At 46.0% G+C, this 20,913-nt stretch carries 19 protein-coding genes; 10 read left to right on the forward strand and 9 right to left on the reverse strand.

From position 1 onward, the window contains the following. Positions 1–8 precede the first annotated feature (8 nt). Positions 9–1,532, reverse strand: coding sequence for a sigma 54-interacting transcriptional regulator (locus ACFSRY_RS07505; RefSeq protein ID WP_377504797.1), 1,524 nt, complete (start codon positions 1,530–1,532; stop codon positions 9–11). Positions 1,533–1,601: 69 nt separating this feature from the next. On the opposite strand from ACFSRY_RS07505, the gene ACFSRY_RS07510 reads away from it, so the two are divergent. Beyond that, on the forward strand, positions 1,602–1,787 hold the full coding sequence (locus tag ACFSRY_RS07510; RefSeq protein ID WP_377504800.1) for a hypothetical protein: 186 nt from the start codon (positions 1,602–1,604) through the stop codon (positions 1,785–1,787). A 43-nt stretch (positions 1,788–1,830) separates the two neighbouring features. Here ACFSRY_RS07510 and ACFSRY_RS07515 read toward each other — a convergent pair whose 3' ends face one another. Next, the gene (locus ACFSRY_RS07515) at positions 1,831–2,931 is read right to left on the reverse strand and encodes a vWA domain-containing protein (protein WP_377504803.1); all 1,101 of its coding nucleotides are present in this window, start codon (positions 2,929–2,931) and stop codon (positions 1,831–1,833) included. A 163-nt stretch (positions 2,932–3,094) separates the two neighbouring features. Here ACFSRY_RS07515 and ACFSRY_RS07520 point away from each other — a divergent pair, with 163 nt between their 5' ends. Beyond that, positions 3,095–3,373 (forward strand): DUF427 domain-containing protein, encoded by a 279-nt coding sequence (locus tag ACFSRY_RS07520; RefSeq protein ID WP_377504806.1) that lies wholly within the window; start codon positions 3,095–3,097, stop codon positions 3,371–3,373. A gap of 45 nt (positions 3,374–3,418) precedes the next feature. Here the strand turns inward: ACFSRY_RS07520 and ACFSRY_RS07525 are convergent, their stop codons facing one another. From ACFSRY_RS07525 to ACFSRY_RS07545, 5 genes are all read right to left on the reverse strand, one after another. After that, positions 3,419–4,399: an acyl-ACP desaturase gene (locus ACFSRY_RS07525; protein WP_377504809.1), complete on the reverse strand. Its 981-nt coding sequence runs from the start codon at positions 4,397–4,399 to the stop codon at positions 3,419–3,421. Between the two features lie 196 nt (positions 4,400–4,595). Further along, positions 4,596–5,537: a glycosyltransferase gene (locus ACFSRY_RS07530; RefSeq protein WP_377504812.1), complete on the reverse strand. Its 942-nt coding sequence runs from the start codon at positions 5,535–5,537 to the stop codon at positions 4,596–4,598. Further along, positions 5,534–6,793, reverse strand: coding sequence for a hypothetical protein (locus tag ACFSRY_RS07535; protein WP_377504815.1), 1,260 nt, complete (start codon positions 6,791–6,793; stop codon positions 5,534–5,536). The genes ACFSRY_RS07530 and ACFSRY_RS07535 overlap by 4 nt, the downstream gene beginning before the upstream one ends. A 78-nt stretch (positions 6,794–6,871) precedes the next feature. Further along, entirely contained in the window at positions 6,872–7,990 is a 1,119-nt protein-coding gene (locus ACFSRY_RS07540; protein WP_377504818.1) for a DegT/DnrJ/EryC1/StrS family aminotransferase, read from the reverse strand. Between the two features lie 2 nt (positions 7,991–7,992). Further along, complete coding sequence (locus ACFSRY_RS07545) at positions 7,993–8,430, reverse strand: sugar 3,4-ketoisomerase (RefSeq protein ID WP_377504821.1); 438 nt, start codon at positions 8,428–8,430, stop codon at positions 7,993–7,995. 127 nt (positions 8,431–8,557) lie between these two features. On the opposite strand from ACFSRY_RS07545, the gene ACFSRY_RS07550 reads away from it, so the two are divergent. Genes ACFSRY_RS07550 through corA form a run of 3 tightly spaced genes read left to right on the forward strand, consistent with a single transcriptional unit; the run spans position 8,558 to position 11,247 of the window. After that, on the forward strand, positions 8,558–9,466 hold the full coding sequence (locus ACFSRY_RS07550; protein WP_377504824.1) for a hypothetical protein: 909 nt from the start codon (positions 8,558–8,560) through the stop codon (positions 9,464–9,466). A gap of 10 nt (positions 9,467–9,476) precedes the next feature. Further along, positions 9,477–10,079: an IMPACT family protein gene (locus ACFSRY_RS07555; RefSeq protein ID WP_377505130.1), complete on the forward strand. Its 603-nt coding sequence runs from the start codon at positions 9,477–9,479 to the stop codon at positions 10,077–10,079. 37 nt (positions 10,080–10,116) lie between these two features. Continuing rightward, complete coding sequence (gene corA, locus ACFSRY_RS07560; protein ID WP_377504827.1) at positions 10,117–11,247, forward strand: magnesium/cobalt transporter CorA; 1,131 nt, start codon at positions 10,117–10,119, stop codon at positions 11,245–11,247. 9 nt (positions 11,248–11,256) lie between these two features. Here the strand turns inward: corA and ACFSRY_RS07565 are convergent, their stop codons facing one another. Continuing rightward, positions 11,257–13,986, reverse strand: a complete 2,730-nt coding sequence (locus ACFSRY_RS07565) for a hypothetical protein (protein ID WP_377504830.1) — start codon at positions 13,984–13,986, stop codon at positions 11,257–11,259. 150 nt (positions 13,987–14,136) lie between these two features. On the opposite strand from ACFSRY_RS07565, the gene ACFSRY_RS07570 reads away from it, so the two are divergent. Next, the gene (locus tag ACFSRY_RS07570; protein ID WP_377504833.1) at positions 14,137–15,024 is read left to right on the forward strand and encodes a universal stress protein; all 888 of its coding nucleotides are present in this window, start codon (positions 14,137–14,139) and stop codon (positions 15,022–15,024) included. A 6-nt stretch (positions 15,025–15,030) separates the two neighbouring features. Here the strand turns inward: ACFSRY_RS07570 and ACFSRY_RS07575 are convergent, their stop codons facing one another. Further along, complete coding sequence (locus ACFSRY_RS07575) at positions 15,031–15,921, reverse strand: ATP-grasp domain-containing protein (RefSeq protein ID WP_377504836.1); 891 nt, start codon at positions 15,919–15,921, stop codon at positions 15,031–15,033. A gap of 138 nt (positions 15,922–16,059) precedes the next feature. Between ACFSRY_RS07575 and ACFSRY_RS07580 the strand changes: the two genes are divergently transcribed. The 4 genes from ACFSRY_RS07580 to ACFSRY_RS07595 all read left to right on the forward strand — a co-directional run bounded on the left by ACFSRY_RS07580 (position 16,060) and on the right by ACFSRY_RS07595 (position 20,885). After that, complete coding sequence (locus ACFSRY_RS07580) at positions 16,060–16,710, forward strand: hypothetical protein (RefSeq protein ID WP_377504839.1); 651 nt, start codon at positions 16,060–16,062, stop codon at positions 16,708–16,710. Positions 16,711–16,752: 42 nt separating this feature from the next. Continuing rightward, on the forward strand, positions 16,753–17,211 hold the full coding sequence (gene dtd, locus ACFSRY_RS07585) for a D-aminoacyl-tRNA deacylase (protein ID WP_377504842.1): 459 nt from the start codon (positions 16,753–16,755) through the stop codon (positions 17,209–17,211). Between the two features lies 1 nt (position 17,212). Continuing rightward, positions 17,213–17,539: a nucleotide pyrophosphohydrolase gene (locus tag ACFSRY_RS07590; protein ID WP_377504845.1), complete on the forward strand. Its 327-nt coding sequence runs from the start codon at positions 17,213–17,215 to the stop codon at positions 17,537–17,539. Between the two features lie 292 nt (positions 17,540–17,831). Continuing rightward, the gene (locus ACFSRY_RS07595; protein WP_377504848.1) at positions 17,832–20,885 is read left to right on the forward strand and encodes a tolB protein precursor; all 3,054 of its coding nucleotides are present in this window, start codon (positions 17,832–17,834) and stop codon (positions 20,883–20,885) included. Positions 20,886–20,913 lie beyond the last annotated feature (28 nt).

The raw sequence follows: 20,913 nt of genomic DNA on the forward strand, positions 1-20,913 counted from the left end.
TCGATGTTCTAAAAATCATCTTCGTCCTCATCTTCTTCACCAAAGGTTGGCATGGTAAACATGCCGCTAAGAAGGTCTTTGAACTGAAGACCGGTGCTGAGGCGGTTCTTGCTGAGCTGACTATGTTCAGCCAGGCCATGAAGTGCGAACTCCATCATAAACAGCTTTTCTTTTCCTTTGGCATCCGCCTTAAATTTCTCTACAAGTTGCTGCAGCCCCGGCACCTTCTCTAGCCCCTTCTTATATTCCTCATCCGAAGCATCATGGAGTATATCCAATGTATTACCATCGCCAAACCAGTCGGTAATCTTCTTATATGGATTACCATCTTTTGCTTTTTTGGCTTTATCAGGATCGGTAAAGTACTTCAGGAACTGTGTTCGTATTGCCTTGCCCATCAGCACCTGTGCCACATGGCCAGCCCCCTCCTGCTCTCCTTCATAAACCAGCTCTACCTTACCTGTAACGGATGGTATCGTATTCAGAAAGTCAGACACACGGATATAGGTAGAAGATTCACCATTCATCAGGGCGCGCCTCTCTGCCGCACTTAGCAGGTTTTCATAGGCAGAGATAGTTAAACGCGCTGATACACCACTCTTGGCGTCTACATACTCGCTTTCACGGGCCTCAAAAGCTACCTGCTCTATCAAATCTCCTATGATATCGTTCGTCTGTACCAACTCTCCCTGCTCCACTTTGATACGTGCTTCCTGCCTTGTGATTTTTTTACCTGTCTCAATTGTTTTAGGGTAGTGCGTGATGATTTGAGAGTCTATCCGATCTTTGAGCGGCGTAACAATGGAACCCCTGTTGGTGTAATCCTCCGGATTGGCCGTAAAGACAAACTGGATGTCAAGTGGTAGCCTTACCTTAAAGCCGCGTATCTGTATGTCTCCTTCCTGCAAAATATTAAAAAGCGCAACTTGTATACGCGCCTGTAAATCGGGTAACTCATTAATCACAAAAATGCCGCGGTGCGAACGTGGAATAAGTCCAAAGTGTATTACCCGCTCATCAGAATATGGGAGCTTTAAAGTGGCCGCCTTAATAGGATCTGCATCACCAATCAAATCGGCTACAGAAACATCAGGTGTAGCTAGTTTTTCAGTATACCTTTCAGACCTGTGCAGCCAATCAATGGGAGTATCGTCACCATGATCATGCACCATGTCCTTGGAATAGCGTGAAAGTGGCTGCAGCGGATCATCGTTCAATTCAGAGCCATGCACAACAGGTATATACTCATCCAGCAAGTCGATCATCTGCCGGGCAATACGTGTCTTTGCCTGACCACGGAGACCCAGCAAGTTGATGTGGTGCATAGAAAGGATAGCCCGTTGCATATCCGGTATTACTGTCTCCTCATACCCCCAGATGCCCGGAAAAATCTCTTTCTTTTCCTGTAGCTTTCTGATCAGGTTATGCCGTAGCTCATGCCTTACTGACTGTGGTTCATATCCTGCCGCCTTCAGTTGGCCAAGTGTTTTTATCTGTAATAACTTCTCTGCTGGAATGTCTCGGTATCTCATTTACTACTGATTATTTATTAATGGATGTTAAATAATAGTTCTGCTATACTAAACATGTATATTGAACCTATGAAAAAGCCATCCCTATATACTTTATTAATGAGTCTTTCTGTTCTGATTGCTGTTGGAGGACTGATCTTAAGAATTTCTCATTTGATTAGCTCCAATCTGTCTTATCTGTTGTTTGCCTCGGCTCTTTTCCTTCAGTTTATCGCAAAACGCCTGAGCGTTAACAACAAAAGTCAGAAGGAATAAGCAACAATAGGTGCGTCAGAATTTAACTTTCAACAACCAACCGTTAGAAGCTCTTCTTTCGGTTGCGGCCATAGTCGCGGAATACGAGGTGCCCCAGTCCTTTTAAGCTGCTGTAGTAGGCCTGCCCGTTATTCACCTTCGTAAACTCATCTACGAAGGCCTGCAGGTAAGGGTCGGAAGCAATCATAAAGGTGGTGATAGGAATCCTGAGCCGGCGACATTGCGCTGCCAGGTTCAATGTTTTGTTCACAACCTTACGATCAAGCCCAAAGCTATTCTTGTAATACCGAAGCCCCTCCTTCAGGCAGGTGGGCTTTCCGTCTGTAATCATAAAGATCTGCTTATTCGGCGTCTTCCGCTTCCGCAGGATATCCAAGGCTAATTCAAGACCGGCAACCGTATTGGTATGATAAGGACCTACCTCCAGGTAAGGCAGGTCCTTTACCTCTATTTGCCAGGCATCATTCCCAAAAACAAGTATATCGAGGGTGTCCTTAGGGTATTTCTGCTTTATAAGTTCAGCCAGGGCCATGGCCACCTTTTTAGCGGGCGTAATACGGTCTTCCCCATACAAGATCATGGAGTGGGAGATATCGATCATCAGCACAGTAGAGGATTGGGTTTTATGCTCTGTTTCTGTTACCTCCAGATCCTGCTCCGTTAGCCGCAAATCTCCGATACCATGATTGACCTGGGCATTTCGTATAGATTCGGTCATGGAAATCTGCTCCAGGGCATCTCCAAAACGGTACTCCCGGCGATCCGTACTGGCTTCATCGCCGATGCCGGTATGTGGTGTGGCGTGGCTGCCTTTGCCGCCTTTCTTAAGCTTCCCGAAGATTTCCTCCAGCGCACTTTTCCGGATGCCCTGCTCACTCTTTGCGGTAAGTTGAAAGCTCCCCTGCTGTTGTGGATTCTCATCCAGATAGCCCTTCTTTTTAAGGTCTTCTATAAAGTCCCCGATGCCGTATTCATCCCCGGTCAGGTTATACTGCTTATCAAGGGAGCTAAGCCAGTTGAGCGCCTCCCCTACATCTCCGGAAGTAATTGTTACCAACTGCATGAATATTTTCAGCAGCGAATCAAATCCGGGTTTATCATCTTGTGGAGGTATGTACTCTGTGAATCTATAGCCTATCGACATGGTAAAAGGAGTTTATTGTTTACAACAGGAACAGGAGGTTCATTGTTCTGCAGGAAGCGATATTACTGGTACATGCTTCATATTTTTACAAATACTATAACTTAAGAACCGGTGTTAAAGTAGAACCAACTACTCACATTCTATATAATAAAACGAAAAAACTATGAAAGCGATATGGAACAATGTAGTGATTGCTGATAGCGACCAAACCATTGAGATTGAAGGGAACCATTACTTCCCGCCTAAAAATGTAAATAAAGATTATTTAGAGGAAAGCCGTACTCACACGACCTCATCCTCGATGGGAGAAGCCACTTACTACCATGTGCAGGTAAACGGGGAGGTTATTTTGGATGCTGCGTGGAGTTATCCAGATCCCAAAGAAGCAGCTAAGGAAGTAAGATTTTATATAGCTTTTGGAAAAGGTGTGAGGGTAGAATGAAAAAGGCTGACAAAAGTCAGCCTTTAACTATATGATAGGTTATTACTAGTCTATCCAACGGAACTTGTATTCCAGGGAAGGTACTTTCATTCTATCTGCTACACGTTTTAAACGGGCAGGTAAAGCCACAACATAATCACGGGCACGCTCACCGGCTTCATTTAAGCCGGTTAAAGCCTCTATTCTCCACTCCTTGATCAAACCATCCAGAATGTCTGTATAATCAGAGGAAGTATATACATTGATACGCTGCGCAGCATCTGTAAAATGCCCAAAAGTTTTACCAAGGTCAACGCCAAGCTCTCTCATGTAATGAGCCGGCATTACGATCTTCTTGCGCATCATGTCTTCGAAGGCAAGCATCATCTCACTCGGGTCTGCTTCGAATATTTTACCTACAAAAGCTTTGTATGCTTTAGCGTGACGTGCCTCATCGGCAGCTACATGGCCGCATAATTTTGCCAGCATGTTATCCCCTTGCTTCTTTGCAATCTGTGCTACACGGCGGTGTGAAATATTAGTAGCTGTTTCCTGAAAGCTAGTATAAACGAATGCCCTGTAAGGGTCATTATCTGTCTGTAGATCGAAGCCGTCTGCGATAAGATATTGCGTAGAAGCTTCCATTTCACGCATATTGATTCGGCCACTCAGGTATAAGTAACGGTTTAGTGCATCGCCATGTCGGTTTTCCTCAGCAGTCCAGGCACGGTTCCAGCGCATCCACGGGCCATTAGGATCCTGCGGCAGACCATCGATTGTCATCAACCAACTCTCATAGGTTGGCAAAGCTTCTTCAGTGATGGTATCACCAACCAACACAGCTAGTAAATCATAGCTAAGATCACGAGCACGCTCACGTAAGTCTTTTAACTCGTCGAAAAAGTTATCCAGAGTCGCATCAGGCAAAAGATCAGCGGGCTGCCAGCTGTCTTCTACCGTCTTCAGAAACTCGGACATCTTTTCATTAACGAAATCTTCCATCCATTTTATTACTTCTGCACGGGAGGTTGATACTGCTGTAATCATTCTGCTATTATTTTATGAGAGGCCAAATATACTTATTAATGCTTATAATGCAGCCCCGCTCAGCAAGATTTTAATAGAAGGCTAAGGCGAAACCGGAACTAAAGCAATCAGGAACTTATACGTACGTAAAAAATAAACCCGAGGCTTATCTTGAGGCAACTATAGAACATAAGTCACAGGAAAAGAGTGCAATAAATTATTTACCCCTGTTCATATGGTACAGTTCCCGAAGGAAACCGAGACTAATTCTGTACCTGTTGAGCAGGTTAAGAAACCGGTACAAAGGCGGCAGGCCACACGTCTGTTTAAGCAGCATTAGCAGCTGCTCTGCTTCCCTGAAGTTACCTGTGAAGTAAGCGTGCCGGGCTTCATACCGGAGCCGTAAACCTAAAGCCTTCCGCTCTTCCGCAGTATGGACCAACTCAACTGCCTTTCTGCATACTTTCACCGTTGACGCTAACAGTTTGTTGCCTTTTTTGTATAGCCCCTTTGATAGGGCACTGGTGTGAATCCGCCGCTTCGTTGTGACCCTGTTCAGGTAGTAATACTTAAAAGTTCTTGCTGACCTTATCCAAAAATCAAAGTCCTCGAAGGCAAGCGTTTCATCATAACCATTCAGCTTCTCAAACACCTCGCGCCGTATCAGCATAGTTGGCGGACAGATGAAGTATCTCGCCAGCACCTCTGCAAACACTTCCCCATCCGGAGCGGGTCTATACTTCTGACTGTGGTAGTACAGGTGTTTCCCAGCGTCGCTGATGTACTCAGCGTCAGTATAAACTACTCCGTAACTCTGCTCTAACCTGTCAAATGCTTCCACTTGCTGTGACACACGCTCTGGCAGGAGTACATCATCTGTTGCAAAATCAATGATAAAAGCTCCTTTACTGGCCCGCCATCCCAAGTTAAAAGCAGCACAGTTACCTATGTTCCGGCCTGTGCTGATAAATTTTATTTCGGGATGTTGCTGCAGGTACTCAGACAGGATACTCATACTGCCATCTGTACTCATGTCATCCACTACAATCACCTCCATATTAGGATAGGTCTGTCGCATAACAGAGTCTAGCGCCTCCCTCAGGAAATGCTCGTGATTGTAGCACAGACAGATGATACTTACAAGTGGGCACTGGCTCATAGACGGATGTATTTGTTGTAGTACAACATAGCAAAGGCCAGCGTAGCCGCATAGCGTATGGCATGGGCCATCGTGATTCCCTCTAAGCCAAAAGGATCGATCAAGACACTAACTAAAGTAATATACAACAAGGCAGAAGCAACCTGCCAACCAATGTACAATTTAACATGCGCCCGCACTACAATCAGGTTGGTAAGTACGATACTCCACATCCTGAAAAAATCACCTAGCAGTTGGTAATCGAAGAGGTAAGCTGCCTGCACAAAATCTTCATTAAAGAGCAGCAACAGCACCCAGTCACGCAGGAAGTACACTAGCAGCAATGCTATAACCAGCGTCGGGAAGATAAGGTAAAATGTATTCCGGACGAATTTCTGGAGTGCATCCTCTTCATTTACCATAGCTGCCATCCGGGGGTAATACAACATTCCCAGCACAGCCGTATACACGGTGCTATAATTTTCTGATACCTTTACTACCGCCTGCCAAAGCCCTGTCTGGTAAAGATCCAGCCGGCTGATCACAAAATCGCGGACATAGAAGTTGGTTAGCTTCAGGCATACGACTGCACTTAAAGCCATCAGTATGTACTTCCAGAGATCTTTGTATACTGCTCTGGGTATGGACACATTTTTAAATGAAGGTAAAAGCTTTTTGAAGTACAGCACTCCCAGCATCAGAAAAAAAGAAGCCGCCTGCGCCCCCAGCACCAGCAATAGCACCTGTACAATCGGCAGATTACCTGTTGTAAAGTAAACTACCGCCGCACCTCCCAGCGTCATGATGGTGGTGCTGAACACATGCCACTTTAACTCCCGCCTGGCCAATACAACAGCCTGCAACTGCAGGTTAAGCGTAAGGAGCAAACTACCTGCACCAAAGGAAAGGCACCATAACCAGACATCACTTCCGGAAAGGGCACTCAAGAAGGCATCAAGGTAGTACCCCGGAAAACCAAAGATGACCCCTAAGGCAGACACGATGCATACAACATTAAGAGCAGCCCCTGCCCAGAAGTATTGCTTATACATCTTTGCCTCCCCGAGGCCAGAGGCTAAGAATTTTATAATGCCAATATTAGTTCCTCCATCCGGAACTGTGGTAACAATAGAAATTAAATTCTGAAAATGAGCATACAGCGTTATCCCGTTAGGGCCATAAAATATAGCGAACAGCTTGTTTATTGCAATGCTGGAAATGGCACGAACCAGAACAGAGAGAAAAGACCAAAAAGAGGATTTAATTAGTCGCAGCATGATAACACCTGAAGCTGCAAAATAAGGCTTTTAAGTTGGAGTTTGTAACCGCCATTGGCATAAAGCGATAATGGCATACTAACTTCTCTGAAAAAATTCTTTCAGGGCTCTGATTACCTGCTCCTGCTCCTGTTCTTTTAGCCCGGGGAAAAGAGGTAGGCTCAAACTGGTTTTGGCCAGTTCTTCAGCCACAGGGAAGCTGCCCTCTTTATACCCAAGAAACCTGTAAGCTGGCTGCAGATGCACCGGTACCGGATAGTGTATGCCTGTGCCTATACCTTTTTCAAGGAGCCACTTCTGAAGTGAATCTCTGGACCTGGTTCGTATACAGAAGATGTGGTAGACATGGGTGCAATTTGGGGCAGATTTCGGGAGGATTATATCTCCCACAGCCTTTAACTCCTTTAAATACACCTTAGCTAACCGCCGGCGTTCGGCATTATACTGTTCCAGGTACTGTAACTTTACCCGAAGTGCGGTAGCCTGTATTTCATCTAGCCTCGAATTAACTCCTACCAACTCTCCCACATATTTCTGCTGCTGACCGTAGTTGCGGTACTTTTCAGCAAACTCTGATAAACCGGAGTCACTAGTAGCTATAGCACCTCCATCACCCAAGGCTCCTAAGTTCTTGGTAGGGTAAAAGCTGAACGCTGCAGCATCGCCGAAAGTACCGGCAAGCTTTCCCTTATACAAGGCCCCGTGCGCCTGTGCAGCATCCTCTATCAGTTTAATTCCATGCTTCCGGCTCAGATCCAGCAAGGGCTCCATAATGCAGGTTTGCCCGTAAAGGTGCACCGGAAGTATAGCTTTCGTCCGGGCGGTGATAATTTTTTCAGCTCCCGCAGCAGTTAAGTTGTAGCTATCTGCATCAGGCTCTGCCAGTATTGGTTTTGCCCCGACCTGCAACACAGCGTTTACCGTAGCCATGTAACTGTTAGACGGCACGATTACTTCAGCACCCTCCCCCACTCCTGCTGCTTTTAGAGCAGTTACCAGGGCATCAAAACCATTGCCGACACCAATCACCTTCACGCCATCAGACAGATACTCCCCAAACTCCTTCTCAAAATGGGCTACCTCTTCACCAAGAATAAAATGCCCACTCCTTAGGACCTGCACTACTGCTTCCTCTATTTGCTGGTGCACACCCGGCACAAAGTCCCGGAACTGTAAGAAAGGTACTTTATCAGGCATAGCTACCGTTTAGACAAATCGCTCTTCTTAACCGCTTTCAAAAACAAATTGAAGTCCCGGATATAATCACTCTCTTCGAAATCAGTAGAGGTTAGGCTTAGCAGAATGGCTCCTTTTGAAAACCGGATATCAGCCCAGTACATACTCGGGAGGAACAAACCTGTAGCTGGCGTTAGAAGTTCATAGGTTTCCTGTAAACCTTTACCGTTATCCAGGGTAACCTTCACCTGGCTGTTCAGCGCTATTAATACCTGCTGCGTAGCCACATGTGCATGCCGTCCGCGCACCACCTCTTCCGGGGTATCATACGTCCAGAACACACGCTTTATCGTAAATGGCACCTTACTGGCATATTGGGTACTGCTTATATACCCTTCCACTGGATTTCCGCTATTGTCGAACTCTATCAGGTATGGCTTCTCAGGCAAAGGCAGGAGCATTTAATCGGTGTAACTTAAGCCGAATATACTCAAAGTAAGTATACTTTCTTCGGTCCGTTTTGCCCTTGCTACCAGATATTTTAAATTTACAGGTTCAGCAGGCGCTTTGCCTGCACAAAACTCAGCTATGCTCTACCTTATACTCAGCGTTTTAGTTAGCGCTTCGCTTATTTTTATCTTTAAGCTTTTCCAGAAGTACAATGTGCACACGTTTCAGGCTATCGTAATAAATTATGTGGTGTGCGTGCTGGTGGGGCTTCTGTTTCCGGGAGGGACCGAAGTGCTGCAGTCAGAGATATTTACCCGAACATGGGCTTATTACGCTATGGCGCTAGGCACTATTTTTATGGTTACTTTTTACCTGATGGCCCTTACCACCCATAAAGTTGGCGTTACGGCTACATCCGTAGCAGCTAAAATTTCATTAGTAATACCGGTGCTCTTCAGCCTGCTGGTGCTACAAACCAGCCTGAAGGAGTACACCATCATTAACTACATTGGTATGGCAGCAGCGTTGGTAGCGATCGTCATGACATCTATAAGGCCCCGACGTGACGGAGAGCTTAAAACATCAAGAACTGTAGCGCTCTTGTTACCGCTGATCATCTTTCTGAACAGCGGAGTTGCTGATTCGCTGATCAACTACACAAACCAGTACCATCTACAGCCCCATGAAGCTGGCCAATTTACCATGCTCACATTCGGCACCTCAGCTGCAGCTGGAGGCATCGTGCTGCTGTACCAGTTAGTCATACTTAAATCATCTTTTTCACGCCGAAGCATACTTGCTGGTATTGTGTTGGGAGTGCCTAACTATTTTTCTATCTTTTTCCTGATCCTGGCGCTCTCTGCCTTCGGCAATGATGGCGCTTTCCTTTACCCGGTTAACAACATCGGGATTATATTGATTGGAGCGCTTGGGGCAGTTATCTTCTTTCATGAAAAACTCAGTAAGCTAAACCTTACCGGAATTGGCGTGGCCATCCTTGCCCTTATACTTATCTCATATCAGGAAATTATTGCTTACCTTAACTAATTCTATGCCCATCGAAGATACCTACTATACCATAGAGGCTCCCTCTGAAGGACTTTATAAAGAGAAGGGGAGCAAGTTTATCGCACTGGCTTACCCGGTTTATTCCGAGGAAGACGTAAAGGAGGTGTTGGCAGAGTTACGTAAAAAATACTACGATGCCCGGCATCATTGCTATGCCTATAGCCTTGGTGCCGATAAAAGCCGCTACCGGGCTAACGACGATGGTGAACCTAACCATTCTGCCGGTGATCCCATACTTGGTCAGATTCGCTCTGCAGACCTTAGTAACATACTGGTGGTAGTTATCCGGTACTTTGGCGGCACAAAACTAGGAGTAAGCGGCTTGATAAATGCTTATAAAACCGCCACTGCAGATGCCATTGCTCATGCTACTATCAAAGAGGAGCACGAAACCCTTCTGCTGCAGGCGCACTATACCTATCCGCAGATGAACGACGTGATGAGCCTTGTAAAAGAGTATGACCTGCAAGTACGTGACCAGCAGTTCGAACTGGATTGCAAGCTAACGATGGAGGTACGGAAAAAGCTGGAAGAAGAAATTACTGCAAAACTACTGGATTTAGAAGGTGTAAAAGTGACAGTGCTGGAATAGCATGCCACTTCTGAATCAATAAAACACAAGATCACACATGCCGAGAAGCAAGAAGCTCCGTAACCGCGAAAAAATCCTTGAACGCAAAGCAGGCGTCAAACCGGGATCTATAACGGTACCCGTAGAGGCTTACAAGCCCCGATTTTTCCTGATATCCTTTAATGAAAGCTTTCTAGATGAGGTGGAGGTGTCAACCTATGCTGAGCTCATGAAACGTGTCAGGGCTAAGCCGGATGCACGGCACTGGATAGATATTCGGGGGTATGGAGACCAGGCAATGCTGGAGCAACTAACACTTGATTTCCGGCTTCACCCCCTGCAGATGGAGGACGTGGTGAATGATTATCAAAGGCCGAAAGTAGAAGAGTTCGGAGAAGGACGCCTTTTCATCATTACCCGTATGTTGCGCTGGTCACCTGAATTCAGGTCGCTGGATGATGTACAGCTTTCCTTATTTACAGGCTCCAATTATGTGTTAAGCCTGCAAAGCGATTACGGCGACTGCCTTGACTCGCTACGGGAGCGGATAAGAGTCGGGAAAGGTGTAATACGCCACCGGCCAACGCTGTACATGGCTTATGCCATGCTCGACGTGGTACTCGACTACTATTTCCCGGTTATGGCGGACATAGGCATATACATGGAGGACCTGGAGCAACAGGTACTTAGAGAGCCTGCCAAGTCAACCTTATCTGAAGTGCTGGACCTGAAAAGCGAGTTGGTAAAGTTACGACGCATTACGTGGCCTCAACGGGATATCATGAATGAGCTGCTGCGCATGGACAACAGCACCATTGACGAGAGCCTAAAGGTGTACTTCCGGGATGCATATGACCATGCTGTGCAATTAATCGATCTGATAGAGAATCACAGGGAGATGTCTTCGAGTTTAGTAGAATTATATATGTCTACGGTAAGCAACAGAATGAACGAGATCATGAAAGTGCTTACGATCATCTCCAGTATCTTTATCCCGCTTAGCTTTATTGTTGGCTTGTACGGCATGAACTTCTCCAGGGAAGATCCTGAAACAGGAAGGGTTTTTCTGTATAGTATGCCGGAACTATACCAGCCTTACTCTTACCCGATTCTGCTCAGCTTAATGTCCATCTTAATCCTGTTTCAGATTTACTTCTTTTACCGGAAAGGCTGGTTTAAGAGCTTTTAGAAAAGAACTCTATGTGGGTAGCTTAAAGTTGATTTTCTTCAGCTCGTTTCTAAACACTTTATACAGGCTGTAATCATTTGCTGCTTCGTTGTAGTAAATGGTTACAGGCTGGTTGTTTTCAAGGGTGGTGTTGCCGATTAGTTTGCCCTTACTGTTGTACAGAAAAGTCTTCTGAGGTCCAGTCTCTGTAACAGCAAAAATTTTATTATCTCCTCCGAAGTGGAAGTACTGCACAATTTTAGGAGCAGAGGTCACATATCTCTTTTCAAAGACCTGGTTAAGGTCCTGGTCGAAAATTGCCACTCTACCCTGATCCTGCCGCACAATCACATACGACCTGCCATTGCTGCTTTCCTGTACCAGATCAAAGAAAGCACTCTTGCTGGGGCGTAACAGCTGCTCCCGTTGCAACACTTTCCCCTGTAGGTTGAAAGTAATTACATTGCCATATTTCGTTACGGCAGTTACTTCCGTTCTGCGAAGGTCAGGCCCTGCTTTTATTACAGCCCCTGAGGTTAGTGGCGACTTTAAACTGATAGGAAACCCGGGATAAGTATCGCCGCTCTTGTTAAGCGCATACACATACCCATTCTCCAGTAAAACCAGTATCACATCACGGCCTCCAACCCGGACATGCTGGGGTTCCGCGGCAAGCCTGTAGTCCATACGGCGGGGCTGCCATCCTTCTATGGCATTGCCTCTTATATCGTACATGTACAGGTTCCCTAAGTTGTCATCCGTTAACAGGCGATAATCCTTGTCTTTTTCATAATCAAAAACAGCCAGGTGCTTTAAATTAAGTGAGTCTCCTAAATTGAAAGGAAAATTATCAATACTCAGGCCTTGGTTATTGATGGCATGTACCCTATTAGAGGTGGCAAAAAGGTAAAGCAGCTTGTTGTCCGGCCCATACTCTACCTGCTTGATACCTCCACGCACTTCAGTACGCAGTGTGTCTGTCCAGCCCCGCTTGCCGCTTGCAGTGATATTAAACAAAACATTCGCTGAATCCTGCACAACCACTTCCCTGCTGCGATCTACAGCATTTTGTATAGGATATGGTCTGGTTTTAATTCTGGAGTCGAAGGGAATCACCAACTCTGTTGCAAAACTTTCTGCTCCGGACGCAGGTCCCTGATCCTGCTTCCGGAAGACAAAATTCGTGTAATACTGCCCATCCACATTGGCAAATTGCATACTTACCTGGTTAAAGCGCTTTATCAGAGAAGCATTTTGCAACAGGTCCTCCCTGCTTTCGCTCTCCATGTAACGACTAAGTATGTACCAGGCATTCACCGTATTAATATAGAGGCTGAAGTTAGCCTCCTGCAGAGTTTCCTCCATAAATGCCTTCTGAGCAACCGACTTACCCCACACACTTTCTGTTGATATATCATCCAACAGGCTACGAAGCGAACTCATTTCATCGGAGAAGATCAGGTAATCATCTACCGCCACCACGTAGCTTTGCTCAAAACCTGAGAAGAGAGTGCCGAACAACTTTGCCGGGAGCTGTGGCACGTCGATCAGTTGTATCGAATAGCCGCCATACTTCTCTACATAGGGCTTTTTATTACGGGCATAACTCACACGCTGGTTTAAGCTTTTTAACAGCCTCTCAACCCTATCAATATTACCCATACGTGCGTAAACCATCTTTTCCGGACTAACACTCATAGAACTGGACTCCATATAGGCCAATGCTACTTCTTTGCTGAACGCATGCGCTAGACTATCTACCACAGCCCCATAAGCCGAACCTGCCGCTTCTTTTTGTAAATACTGCCTTCGAAGGCGCGCTACTTCCTCCAGACCGAAATGCATCAGGAAGGCAGTTCTGTTAGGTAAATAATTTTTTACGTCCAATGGCTGTGGTTTCACAGGGCTTATATTACTGTGGAAAGAGCGTTTTAGCTTTTCAGGCTCAGAGAAACCGTTCAGGAATATTTTATCCCGTTCCAGTTTCAGCTCCAGCATTCCTTCCTTGCAGAGGCTGGAAAGGTAACGAACCTGTGGCATTAGCTCCTGATCCAGGAACAACCCCATTACAACAGGTAACTCCCTGTAATTAATGAACACATTGGCGTAGACGTCCGGTTGCCCGAGATAATTAGCACTTTTGAAGTTAGCAGCCAGTGAGGTTAGTTTCCCACGGCTAATCCGGCGCACGATCTCTTCTATAAGTACAGAAGAGGGGCTTATGATGATATTATTATGGTAGGTAAAAAAAGTAAGGGTGGTGCCAAGGCGGGTATTGAGGATCTCCGTCAGTAATACCCCCTGGTACTCCCGGGAGTCTTCCTCGTAAACCTCGCTTTTACTTATGTTTTCGGTCAGGGTGCGTAAAAAGCGGTGTTCTCCTACAGAGTTTACCGGAATATAGAAAACAAACTCAACATCAGTTTTACCAACCACGTGCATGGAGGTAAGTATCTTCTTCTGGTTAAGGAAACGCTCCATCCGCTGACTGCCAGGAGCAACACTGTCAAGATAAGCCAGATTTTCCTCTAACTTACTCGCAGCGCCAAGAGTTTTGAAGTTTTCCCACAAGCCAGTTTCCTGCAGGTGCTCCACCAGGGCCAGGTGGTTGTTCGTTTCCACTACAAAAGCGGCATTCTCTGGCACCAAGGCCCATAGGTCTACCTTTGCCCTGGATTCTTTCCAGCGGTTAAACCCATAGTAGGCCAGCGAGGCTAGTACTACAAATCCGATAAAGAAGAATACGATGCGTTTTGGCATGGCAAGCGTTTTCAGGTTACAAACTTAATCGAATTTTTCGAATACTTACAGTACAACAGGATACAGTAAGCCTAAAGACCCCATTCCTGTACTCTGATAACATTTACAGAACTGGCACACGTATAAAGTAGCCAAACAAATACCCAGGTCATGCTCAAGATTCTGATACCCGTTGATTTCTCCGATGAGTCAGAAGAGGCTTCTCTTTATGCACTCCACCTTGCCGTTGCCTCACAACAGGCACAGCTACTGTTACTACACTGCTTCCAGGATTACCTTGCAGATGCTGAACCAGACATTCTTACTCCTGTACCGACTACTGCCTCGGAGGAAATAACAGAACGTGTTATTTACCGCAACGAAGAAGAAGCGCAGGATCAACTGGAGGAGCTTTACGGGCAACTGCAAAGGGAAGCACACCAGATGGGGAGTCAAGTATATATTGAGCGGACCTTTATACACGGTCTTCCTGAAGAAAAAATTTCGGAAGAGGCAAAACGTTTTAAACCAGACCTGGTCGTAATGGGCACAAAAGGAGAGTCAAATATTGCCCGCTCCTTCTTTGGCACTGTTACCACAAAAGTTGTACAGGAACTGAAGGTGCCGGTTCTCACTATACCAGTTGCTTATCAGGGCGCTCATCTTCGGAAAGTTGCCTATGCCACTGACTTCAGTAAAACGGATAGTAAATCAATAATGCAGCTACAGCGAATATTAGAGCCATTCCAGCCTTTGATTTACTGCGTCCACATCTCCGACAACAAGAACCCAAGAGAAGACCGGGAGAAACTTAAGCAACTTCGTGAAAAGCTCCAGCAAAATGCACCTAATCAAAAACTGGAATACACCTTGCTGGAGGGTGATGATGTTGCAGAGGCACTACAGAAGTTCGTACATCATGAAGCTGTGGATGTGCTTGCCCTCACCACACACGAGCGGGGTATGTTCAGCAAAATCCTTAGCCCTAGTCTGGCACAAAAACTTGTTTTACACTCAGAGGTCCCGCTGCTTGTTTTCCATGATGCTGACCATGAATAAAAGCTTTTAAGCCGGCACCTCCAGATGCTCCACTACAGCCTCGTAGTAGCGTTCCAGGGCTCCTTCGCTCATAGTCATGAACAGGAATGGCTCGATCAGCTCTAGTTCCATCAGGTAGAGTTCACCGTTTATCTCTACTCCGTCCACGCGTGCATACAGGCAGTCTTCTGCGAAGCTATCCACGATGTTATGAGCAGCTTCCAACAGTGCAGCAGGAGCTTCAGGCGTATGAATGGTACCTCCGAAGAAATGTTGTACACGGAAATCTCCTGGCTTGGCCGTTTTGAGAACGGTATGGCTGTACCGGCCGTTAAAAAACAGGAACGACCACTCTCCATTTGTTTTGATCTCTTCTACAAAGGGCTGCACCAGGAAGGTTTCCTCCTGCAATAAAGTGTTTATGCTTTCCGTGCTGCTCTCTGCATCCTGCTTTGTTAAGGCAAATGTGTTTTTGGCCCCTCCGCTTACGCTTGGTTTTAAGATGATTCTTTCTGTACCCAGCGCTGCAAATGCTTCGGCGGCATTAAACGTCTGCCCTTTCTCCAGCCACACAGTAGGTACTACTTTGAAGCCTTTTTCCTGTATATCTTTCAGGTACCGCTTATCCGCATTCCAGCGAACTGTTTTCACAGGATTCAGCACCTGGCAGTTTAACTGCTCCAGTTTATCCAGCCACGCATAGAAAGCACCGATTTTATCAAAATAATCCCACGGTGACTTTAGTATGATCAGGTCAAATTTAGTCCAATCTACAGTTGGGTCATCCCATATCTGGTAGGTAACTGCTAAGCCTTTTTCTGTTAAATAGTTAAATAACGCATCATTCTCCTCGTCCGAAAATCCGCTAAAATTACCCGTATTCTGATAAGTTATAAGTGCTATTTGTTGAATATCCATATTTGTACCATATTTGCTGCAAAATTATACTTTTACCGACGCAGAAACCAGTAACTAAAATAGTTTTAGTGAAAACTTTTAAGCGGGCAGCTCTCGTATGTAGGGTATAATAAATTTCCCCTTACTTAAACGATTAGCATGCCCATTCTGCGATACATCAGTCACCGCTGCAGGTACAGTCTTACTGTACGGCTACTGGTACTGCTGTTGCTTGTAAACTCTATTGCCTCGGCCTGCACTTCCGATTCTGCCTCTGATGAGAACAATGACATGCCCAATGAACGGGAAACATCGCTGGAGCCTGACACGGCCTCTGTCCGTCGTAGCTCTATGGCGCCTGCTACTGTCAGTGTATTAGCTAACCCTTTTGTTGCCAGCCGCAGCAAGAGCAATATATTAGAGTCATATTTCGACCGTATCAATTCTGATTTTACCGTAGACGCTGACCCTATTGAGAACAGGCACAAAACTACAGTGACTGACACGGTGTATACGATCCGTTTTGGCAATTCAATGATGGAGTTTTATGCTCCCACCCAGTCAGGTGACCTGCTGTTACAGGTGGCAGACATACAAAGCAGCGATATTGTGTTGCGTAATAATCTTCGCGTAGGCATGAGCCAGACAGAACTAATGAGCCAGCTAAAATCTCTCGGACAGGAGGTAAGAATTAATTCTACTCCAACGGAGGTTATCGCCTCTAATCGCGAAGGAGCTCCCATTTCCCTTCACTTCTATCTTAAGAGCGGCAAAGTAAAGCGCATCCGTTACGAAGGGTATGTAGATTAATTTTTCCCCTATCTTTGCCCCGAACCAAAGCATAGGGCACAAATGCGTATTGTGATTCAGCGGGTAACGCAGGCTTCCGTAGAAATAAATAAACAAATAAAAGGGAAAATAGGCCAGGGACTGCTTCTGTTAGCTGGCTTCACCTCCGATGATACTGAAGAAGACCTGAAATGGATGGCTGGAAAGGTAGCACAACTCCGTATTTTCAGTGACGATCAGGACAAGATGAACCTGAGCGTGCAGGATGTAAACGGAGAAACCCTGGTGATCAGCCAGTTCACCCTTTATGCTAACACAAAAAAAGGTAACCGCCCTTCCTATATTAATGCAGCCCCACCCGCTGTGGCCATTCCACTGTATGAACGTTTTGTGAGCTTATTGGAGGAAGCACTGGGCAAGCAGGTGCAAACCGGTGAGTTCGGTGCCGACATGAAAGTATCGCTGCTAAATGACGGGCCGGTTACAATAGTGATGGACACAAAAAACAAAGACCTTTTTTAAAATGACCATAGCCGAAGCACAAGCCATAGTAGATAAGTGGATAAAAGAGAATGGTGTGCGTTACTTTAACGAACTCACCAATATGGCCATTCTCACGGAAGAGGTTGGTGAGGTAGCACGTATCATTTCCAGGCAATATGGCGAACAATCGTTTAAGAAAAGCGATGAGGGGAAACAGCTTTCGGATGAGTTAGCCGATGTGCTGTTTGTGTTGATCTGCCTTGCTAACCAAACAGGTATAGACCTTACAGAGGCTCTCCGAAAAAACCTTGACAAAAAGACGGACCGCGATAAGCAGCGTCACAAGCAGAATAAGAAGTTACAATAGTATAAAATAGGAAACGCCTCCGTTTTAACCTTAAATATAACATAGGATACATTTCACGCAATTCATAAAAGCATTCACTAGTCAATCCTACTGATTCACACTATAATTTCTTACCCCCACCATCGTTTCTGGCAACAAAATTGCTTTAGCTTCTCCTAAAACTATACATCTAACCGACGGATTCTGCGTGAGTTAGCTCCATCGCTATCCTAGTACAGGTATATCAGAAGGCGCCTTTAAAGCGTTAACGAAGTGTAGCTCCAACCGCAGCACCCGATCATAACAGCTAGAAATGGTACAAAAACTAACACGCTATGGCTTGTTGTGCCTGATGTTGCTGACAACTTCTGTGGTACAGGCACAGTACTTTGGACGTAACAAGCCTGCTTACAAGAAATTTGATTTTAAGGTGATGGAGAGCCCCAACTTCAAACTCTACCATTATTTCCAAAATAAGGAGGATGCCTTAAAGATCGTACAAGATTCAGAGCGATGGTATAAGCTGCACCAGGAGGTGCTACAGGATACTATTGCCGATCCTAACCCACTGATCATCTATAAAAACCACGCTGACTTTCAGCAGACTACTGCCATCAGCGGGTCTATTGGTGTGGGTACTGGCGGTGTAACCGAAGGTCTAAAGAACCGGGTGGTGATGCCAATAACTTTGTCCAACAAACAGACGGATCACGTACTGGGGCACGAGCTTGTGCATGCCTTCCAGTATAACATGATGCGCACAGGCGATTCCCTGTCTCTGAACAACATGCGAAACCTGCCACTCTGGATGGTGGAGGGCCTGGCTGAATACATGTCTATCGGCAACCAGGACCCTAATACTGCCATGTGGATGCGCGATGCTATTCTGCAGAAGGATATTCCGACGCTAAAGGACCTGACCCGAAAGCAGAAATATTTCCCTTACCGCTGGGGGCAGGCTTTCTGGTCGTTCGTGGCAGGCACCTGGGGTGACGAGGTGATTGAACCTCTGTTCAGGTCCACTGCAAAGTATGGCTACGAAGATGCTATAAAAGGAGTGCTTAAGGTAGATGCTGTGACACTGGGCAACATGTGGAAGACCAGCCTGGAGAACTACTATAAACCTTACATAGCCGGATCTGATACTACTATAACTGCAGGCAGAAAGCTTTTGGATAAGACGAATGCCGGTCGGATGAATATCAGCCCTGTACTAAGTCCTAACGGTAAGTTCATAGCCTATATGTCAGATCAGGATGTGCTTGGGCTGGATCTGTTCCTGGCTGATGCGCAAACAGGTAAAATCACAAAGCGCCTGGCCAGTTTAGCAACAAACCCTCACCTCGATAACTTTAACTTTATGGAGTCGGCGGGTACTTTCTCTCCTTATGGCGAGCGTTTTGCCTTCGTAGTCTTTGAGCAGGGAGTCAACAAACTGGCAATTGTAGATGTAGCCCGCGGCAAGATAATTGACAACCTGACTATTCCTGGTGTAGACGCCTTTGCTTACCCTTCCTGGTCGCCAGATGGACAGAGCATTGTTGTGTCTGGTTTAGTAGAGGCACAAAGTGACCTCTACCTGTATAACCTTCGCTCCAAAAAAGTGAAGCAGTTAACAAAAGATGCTTACAGTGACCTGATGCCTTCCTGGTCTGCGGATGGCAGCAAGCTGGTGTTTTCCACTGATAGACCAGTTGATGGAAAATCAGGTAAAAGCAGCTATAATCTTGCAGAAATAGACATTATATCAGGCAAGGTAAAAGTTGCTGAAGTATTTACTGGTGCTGATAATCTTAATGCCTCTTATGAGCCGAACAGCAATAATATACTGTTCCTGTCCGATAGAGACGGTTACCGCAACATGTACCGTTACTCACCTGAGCAGCAGCGCGTAGAGCGATTAACTAACTACGTGACAGGTATCAGCGGCATTACATCTATGTCTCCGGCCATGTCTGTGGCCCGTGAGGAAGGTAAAGTTGCCTACTCCTACTATAGAAACAACGCTTATACCATTTATACTGCACCGCTGGCCGCTTTTGAAAGAACAGCAGTGGATGCTCAAGCTGTAGACATGAAAGCAGGCATACTGCCTCCGCTGGAGCGTAAGAAGCCTATTGTAACCACTAAACTGGCTGAGCCTATTGCTACTTCTGTTGTAGCAGAAGACTCTATATCTGTAAAACCATACAGACCTGAGTTCAAGCTGGACTACATCAGTAACACAGCTGGTGTTGGTATCAGCAACGGCCCTTATGGAACAGGAATGAATGGGGGTGTTAACATGATCTTTAGTGACATACTGGGTAATAACCAGTTGTTTGCTGCGGCATCCCTGAATGGTGAGATCTATGACTTCGGTGGGCAGTTTGCCTACCTGCGTCAGAAAGGCAGATTCCAATGGGGTGCACAGGTTAGCCATATCCCTTTCCTGAGAGGCCAGGTAGGTTATACGCAGGATTCGTTGCAGATCGGCGACAGCAAACAACTGGTTGATAACATGATTCTGCAGAAGATCAGGATGTTTCAGCAGCAGGCTAACCTGATTGGTAATTATGTATTTAGCACAACTCGCAGGTTAGAATTCGGAGCCGGTATATCGCGCTATAGCTATCGTATTGATCAATTTAATCATTATTACAAAGATGGCTTTTTCATTAAAATGGAGGATGAGAAGCTGGAAGCGCCGGACCCGTTCCATTTTCAGCAGGTGTATGCGGCCTATGTGGGGGATAACTCCTATTTTGGTTTAACCTCTCCACTGGCAGGGCACAGGTATAGATTACATGCAGAGCGTTACTTCGGTGAGTTCAATGTTTGGACAGGCCTGGCTGATTACAGGAAGTACTTCTTCCTGAAACCATTCTCTGTTGCATTCCGGGTAATGCACCAGGCACGTTATGGAGAAGATTCTCAGAACGGCAAGCTGGCACCACTTTCTCTGGCGCTCCCTGGCTACATGCGAGGCTTTGGAAATGATTATTTTCAGAAGAGCCAGGAGGCAGGAATTAACAACGCCAACTGGAACGACCTGTATGGTAGTCGTATTGCGGTAGCAAATGCAGAACTTCGCCTGCCTTTCACAGGGCCTGAGCAGTTGGCTCTGATTAAGTCTGGAATGTTCCTTTCTGATTTTAACCTGTTCGTGGATGCGGGTATGGCCTGGAGCCCGAAAGGCAGCACAACTTCAGAATACTGGGGCTTTACGAGTGGCAGCAGTTCTTACAAGCCGTTAATAAGTGCCGGTGCATCACTTCGGGTTAACTTGTTTGGTTATATGATTGTAGAGCCATTCTATGCTATACCGCTCCAGAAGAATGGCACAAAACTGGCAAACTTTGGTGTTAACTTCACACCTGGCTGGTAATGTTAAACATTTAAAAAGCGGGGCCGCT

Origin of the sequence: Pontibacter locisalis, from assembly GCF_042684605.1 — a bacterium.
Lineage (GTDB): Bacteria > Bacteroidota > Bacteroidia > Cytophagales > Hymenobacteraceae > Pontibacter > Pontibacter locisalis.

Bases quoted from the DNA above. Each gene is read 5' to 3' on its own strand.
- ACFSRY_RS07505 (WP_377504797.1), bottom strand. From the start codon at position 1,532: ATGAGATACCGAGACATTCCAGCAGAGAAGTTATTACAGATAAAAACA.
- ACFSRY_RS07510 (WP_377504800.1), top strand. From the start codon at position 1,602: ATGAAAAAGCCATCCCTATATACTTTATTAATGAGTCTTTCTGTTCTG.
- ACFSRY_RS07515 (WP_377504803.1), bottom strand. From the start codon at position 2,931: ATGTCGATAGGCTATAGATTCACAGAGTACATACCTCCACAAGATGAT.
- ACFSRY_RS07520 (WP_377504806.1), top strand. From the start codon at position 3,095: ATGAAAGCGATATGGAACAATGTAGTGATTGCTGATAGCGACCAAACC.
- ACFSRY_RS07525 (WP_377504809.1), bottom strand. From the start codon at position 4,399: ATGATTACAGCAGTATCAACCTCCCGTGCAGAAGTAATAAAATGGATG.
- ACFSRY_RS07530 (WP_377504812.1), bottom strand. From the start codon at position 5,537: ATGAGCCAGTGCCCACTTGTAAGTATCATCTGTCTGTGCTACAATCAC.
- ACFSRY_RS07535 (WP_377504815.1), bottom strand. From the start codon at position 6,793: ATGCTGCGACTAATTAAATCCTCTTTTTGGTCTTTTCTCTCTGTTCTG.
- ACFSRY_RS07540 (WP_377504818.1), bottom strand. From the start codon at position 7,990: ATGCCTGATAAAGTACCTTTCTTACAGTTCCGGGACTTTGTGCCGGGT.
- ACFSRY_RS07545 (WP_377504821.1), bottom strand. From the start codon at position 8,430: ATGCTCCTGCCTTTGCCTGAGAAGCCATACCTGATAGAGTTCGACAAT.
- ACFSRY_RS07550 (WP_377504824.1), top strand. From the start codon at position 8,558: ATGCTCTACCTTATACTCAGCGTTTTAGTTAGCGCTTCGCTTATTTTT.
- corA (WP_377504827.1), top strand. From the start codon at position 10,117: ATGCCGAGAAGCAAGAAGCTCCGTAACCGCGAAAAAATCCTTGAACGC.
- ACFSRY_RS07565 (WP_377504830.1), bottom strand. From the start codon at position 13,986: ATGCCAAAACGCATCGTATTCTTCTTTATCGGATTTGTAGTACTAGCC.
- ACFSRY_RS07570 (WP_377504833.1), top strand. From the start codon at position 14,137: ATGCTCAAGATTCTGATACCCGTTGATTTCTCCGATGAGTCAGAAGAG.
- ACFSRY_RS07575 (WP_377504836.1), bottom strand. From the start codon at position 15,921: ATGGATATTCAACAAATAGCACTTATAACTTATCAGAATACGGGTAAT.
- ACFSRY_RS07580 (WP_377504839.1), top strand. From the start codon at position 16,060: ATGCCCATTCTGCGATACATCAGTCACCGCTGCAGGTACAGTCTTACT.
- dtd (WP_377504842.1), top strand. From the start codon at position 16,753: ATGCGTATTGTGATTCAGCGGGTAACGCAGGCTTCCGTAGAAATAAAT.
- ACFSRY_RS07590 (WP_377504845.1), top strand. From the start codon at position 17,213: ATGACCATAGCCGAAGCACAAGCCATAGTAGATAAGTGGATAAAAGAG.
- ACFSRY_RS07595 (WP_377504848.1), top strand. From the start codon at position 17,832: ATGGTACAAAAACTAACACGCTATGGCTTGTTGTGCCTGATGTTGCTG.